4 protein-coding genes and 1 pseudogene are annotated in these 4,706 nt (G+C 38.7%); all 5 read left to right on the top strand.

All coding sequences use genetic code 11. The features are described 5' to 3' along the window. Positions 1 to 914: translation elongation factor Ts (gene tsf / locus RQ763_RS01535; RefSeq protein WP_409932344.1), on the top strand; the 914-nt coding region annotated here is incomplete at its 5' end. Between the two features lie 112 nt (positions 915 to 1,026). Beyond that, positions 1,027 to 2,223, top strand: a complete 1,197-nt coding sequence (locus RQ763_RS01530; protein ID WP_314150716.1) for an NAD(P)/FAD-dependent oxidoreductase — start codon at positions 1,027 to 1,029, stop codon at positions 2,221 to 2,223. 18 nt (positions 2,224 to 2,241) lie between these two features. Further along, complete coding sequence (locus tag RQ763_RS01525; RefSeq protein WP_294932544.1) at positions 2,242 to 2,886, top strand: ABC transporter ATP-binding protein; 645 nt, start codon at positions 2,242 to 2,244, stop codon at positions 2,884 to 2,886. A gap of 20 nt (positions 2,887 to 2,906) precedes the next feature. Next, positions 2,907 to 3,671, top strand: a complete 765-nt coding sequence (gene fliR, locus RQ763_RS01520) for a flagellar biosynthetic protein FliR (protein WP_314150715.1) — start codon at positions 2,907 to 2,909, stop codon at positions 3,669 to 3,671. Positions 3,672 to 3,720: 49 nt separating this feature from the next. Beyond that, positions 3,721 to 4,706: pseudogene (locus RQ763_RS01515) on the top strand (DNA topoisomerase IV); the annotation flags it as partial.

Raw genomic sequence — 4,706 nt, 5'->3', positions numbered from 1 at the left:
AATCAGCTAAAAAAGCTGATAGAGTTGCTGCCGAAGGTCTTGTGGGCTTTAAACTTGCGGATGATTTTTCTAAAGCAACAATCGTTGAAATCAACTCCGAGACAGATTTCGTTGCTCAGAATGAGGGTTTTAAAAATTTAGTTCTTAAAACAACAGAAGAGGTTTACGCAACTTCTCCATCAGATGTAGAGAGCCTAAAAGCAACATCTTTTGGTTCATACTTCTCTGAGACTGTTGCAAAAATCGGTGAGAAGATAGACGTTCGCCGTTTTACTACACTTCAAGCTGATGATGAGAGTGTTGCGCTTAATGGCTATATTCACTCAAACAACCGTATCGCGGTTATTGTTTTGGCAAAATGTGACAGCAAAAAAACTGCGCAGGGATTAATTCCAACGCTTAAAAACATTGCTATGCATGCATCTGCGATGAAGCCGACAACACTTTCATATAAAGATTTTAACCCTGAATTTGTTGATGGTGAAACTAAAGGTAGAATTGAAGCTCTTAAAAAAGAGAATGAGGAGTTAAGTCGTTTGAAAAAACCTCTTAAAAATATTCCTCAGTTTGTCTCTATGATGCAACTTAGTGATGAAGTTTTAGCTAAAGCGGAAGCTGACATCAAAGAAGCATTAAAAGCTCAAGGTAAACCTGAAGCTATCTGGGACAAAATCGTTCCTGGACAACTTGCTCGTTTTATAGATGACAACACGACTCTAGACAAAGAGCTTGCACTTTTAGACCAGACATACGTTCTAGATGACAAAATGACTGTTGCACAAGCTGTTCAAGCTGCTGCAAAAGAGCTTGGCGGAACTGCTGAGATAGTTGACTTTGTTCGTTTTGAAGTAGGTGAGGGTATCGAGAAAAAAGTAGGTGACTTCGCTGCAGAAGTTGCTGCTCAAATGAGTTAAGGATTTTTCCTTAACTCTTCCCCCTCTAATAAACAATCAAAAAACCAATAATATTTAACTTAACAAACTAAAGATGATATAATTTTTTCAAATAAACCATTAAGAGTGCATTTTGAATAAAAATAAAATCATTGTAATCGGCGGAGGCTACGGCGGACTTCGTACCGTTGAGAAGCTGGCAAAAAACCCACAAAATGAGATACTGCTTTTAGATAAAAACTCCTACCACTTTGCACAAACAGATGTATATGACCTAATAGCAAACGAGAATGATTTTGCGCAGGTTACAGTTGACCTTTTCACCTTCTGTAGCGGCTTTGAGAGCAATGTTACCTTCATAAAGCAGGAGGTGAAAAACATCGACTTTAAAAATAATAAGGTTGTAACTTCCATTCAGAGATACGGTTATGATTATCTTGTAATCGCCGTTGGCGCGCGTACCAAATTTAGAGCAGACGTTATTGGGTTACGCGAATATGCATACGGTGTAAAAGCGCTTCATCGCGCCATGTATTTTAAACAAAAATTTGAGATGTCGCTGTTTAAAAGGGTTGAGGAGAGCGGAACAAGCTGTAAACCCATCAATATAATAGTTGCAGGCGGCGGTCTTAGCGGTGTAGAGATAGCGGCGCAGATGGCATCGTTTTCTAAAGAGTTTTACCGTAAAAATAACTTTATATGCAGAAAATTAAACATCGTACTGATAAATTCGGGCAAGCATATTTTGCAGGGACTTGATGATGTATTGATTCAAAAAAGCGATCAAAGACTGAAAAAGCTTGACGTAATTATAAAAAATGAGAGAAAAGTTGTCGAGATAACAAAAGAGAGTGTAAAACTAAGCGGTGGCGAAGAGCTTCAAATGGATTTTATAATATTTGCCGGCGGTATTGAGCCAAATGGACTTGTGCATGAACTCTCTATCGATAAAAACGAGATGGGCTATATTGTTACAAACAGCTATCTTCAAACACAGAGCTACGGTAACGTTTTTGCCATAGGTGACTGTACGACTATATACAACGACGCTAAAGTCGTTGCGCCGACTGCAGACACGGCAGAGCAGATGGCAGATATTTGCGTTCAAAACATTACGAGCCTTATAGAGAAAAAACCTCTAAGAGAGCATAATATAAAATCTCGCGGAATATTAATCGCTCTTGGCAGAGGTTACGCTGTTGCTAAAGTATTTGGTTTTTATTTTAGCGGATACTTTGCCTATATTATGAAAAAGATGGTTGAGAAAGCTTATGAAAAAAGATTGGAGATGCGCTCAAGAAAAGGGTGCAAAAAGATATTTTGTGATTAAATTAGCTATAATCCTCTCATGAATTTACTATCTGCAAAAAATTTATCGCACAGTTTTGATTATGAACTTTTCTCGAATATATCGCTTGATTTAAACGAGGGAGAATCCGTTGCCATCATAGGTATCAGCGGAAGCGGAAAATCGACACTGCTACATATATTGTCAACACTTTTAAAGCCTCAGAGCGGAGAAGTTTCTCTTTTTGGAGAAGATGTCTCAGGCATGAATAAAAAGAGACTATCACGTATAAAAAGAGATGAACTTGGGCTTGTTTTTCAGTCTCATTATCTTTTTAAAGGTTTTAGCTCTTTGGAAAATTTGGAGATTGCGGCAATACTCTCAAAACAAGATATAGATGAGAATCTTTTAAAAAGATTGAAAATCGACAGTGTAATGCATCAAAAAGTTACGGAACTCTCTGGAGGGCAACAGCAGAGAGTCTCAATTGCCAGAGTGTTGACAAAACAGCCTCGCATACTCTTTGTAGATGAGCCGACAGGAAATCTGGACAAAGTTACCGCAAATGAGGTTATGGATATATTTTTTGAGTATATAAAGCAGCATGGAGCAGGTATGGTTATGGTTACGCACGATGAAGAGATTGCACACCGATGCGACAATATTTATAAGTTGATAGACAAAGAACTGATAAAAGTTAGCTAATTTTTAGAAAGGGTTTAACAATGGCTTGGCCGCAAATCTTTAGCGACACCTACATAGTCGGTTTTATTCTTCTTTTTTTCAGATTCGGCGCGCTTTTTATGGCAGTGCCGATATTTTCGCACAACAGTATTCCGATGACCATAAAAGCGGCATTGGCATTTTTCTTCACGATAGTTTTTTACTCCTCTATGCCTCCTCTTGAGATTGCTATAACCGCGCCTAGCATCGTAGTAGCGATACTTAGCGAACTTCTTTTTGGTCTTGCAATAGGCGTTGTCCTGCAGATAGCTTTTAATGCAATCACATTTGCCGGCGGGCAGATATCTTTTATGATGGGCTTTTCGATGGCAAGCGCAATAGACCCGCAAACAGGCGTCTCGATGCCTATTATCTCGCAGTTTTTATCTTTAGTCGCGCTTATGATTCTCTTTGCCATAGATATGCACCACTGGATGCTGCTTTTTATAGACAGCTCCCTAGAGAAGATTCCTCTTGGAGGCTTTTTGATGAGTGAAAATCTATTTAACTATATAATCACCGCAACATCAAATATGTTTATGGTCGGATTTATGATAGCATTTCCCATAATAGCGCTCTCATGGCTAGCAGACGTAATTTTTGGAATGCTTATGAAAACAATGCCTCAGTTCAACCTTTTAGTTATCGGTTTTCCGATAAAGATTATGGTCTCTTTTGTTGTTTTGATAGCTACGCTAAGCGCTTCGATGTTGATTTTAAAAGGGGAGATGCTCGAAGCTTTTAACTTTTTAGAGACGTTTTTTTAGTTTTTTTCGATACAATAATGTCAAAAGAGCCTCTTAAAGGGAACCCGTAATGAAAATCTTACTTATAAATAATAATCCAGTTGTCAATAAATTAGTAACCCTAAGCGTACAAAAAACTTCAGATGAGTTGGATAAAGTCGAGAGTATAGAGGACATAGATTCAACATCTTATAACCTTTTGATTCTCGATGATGGACTCTACACACAAGAGTTGCTAGATGAGCTAAAATCAAAAGTAGATTTTAGCAGATCTCTTTATATATGTGCGAAAGATGCTAAGGCGCTTGAAGGGTTTGATGCAATTATGCGCAAGCCGTTTTTGCCTACCGACCTTGTTGAAATGCTTGTCTCTTTGGCAAAAGGTATCAACGTAAACACCGAAGAGAAGAGCAATAAAAGCAAAGTTGCAGAGGCTCAAGATGATTTTGCTTTTGGTAGCGATTTGGATGATCTAGACGAACTTGGTGAGTTGGAAAGTTTGGATACTCTTGATGAAGTTGAGCTGGATGATACCGAAATTGAAGATGGGCTTGAAGATTTTAATGATGCGCATAACGAGGAGCTTGATGAAGATCTAGAGGGTGAATTTGATGAGCTCGAAGACGAACTTGATGAAGATCTTGAGGGTGAATTTGATGAGCTTGAAGATGAGGTTGAGGAAGAACTAGAGGATGAAGAGTTAGGTTCTGCGGATGAAGCAGAGAGCGTTGACTCGGATGACTTAGAGATCGAGGATGATGAGAAGAAAAGTGTTTTGGATAAAGATGAGCTTCAAGAGGTTCAGACTCTTTTGGAAGAGACCGAAAAAGAGGATGATGCATCTAAAGAGAATCTAGAAGCTGAAGAAGAGTTGGAGCTTGAAGATGATTTGCAAGATGAGGATGATTTGGAGCTTGAAGAGATAGACGAGCTCGATTTTAAAGATGAGGATTTAGATTTTGAAGATGGTGAGAGTGAACTTGATGAAGAGTCAGAGCCAGAAGAAACACAATCTGAAGAGCTCGAGCTTGATGAAGAGCTTGAACTTGATGAGCC

It is taken from the genome of Sulfurimonas sp., assembly GCF_032250635.1.
In the GTDB taxonomy this organism is placed as follows: domain Bacteria; phylum Campylobacterota; class Campylobacteria; order Campylobacterales; family Sulfurimonadaceae; genus Sulfurimonas.
Note: the sequence above shows the minus strand (reverse complement) of the source record. Positions and strands in the feature narration are given on the sequence as shown.

Bases quoted from the DNA above. Each gene is read 5' to 3' on its own strand.
- fliR (WP_314150715.1), top strand. From the start codon at position 2,907: ATGGCTTGGCCGCAAATCTTTAGCGACACCTACATAGTCGGTTTTATT.
- RQ763_RS01525 (WP_294932544.1), top strand. From the start codon at position 2,242: ATGAATTTACTATCTGCAAAAAATTTATCGCACAGTTTTGATTATGAA.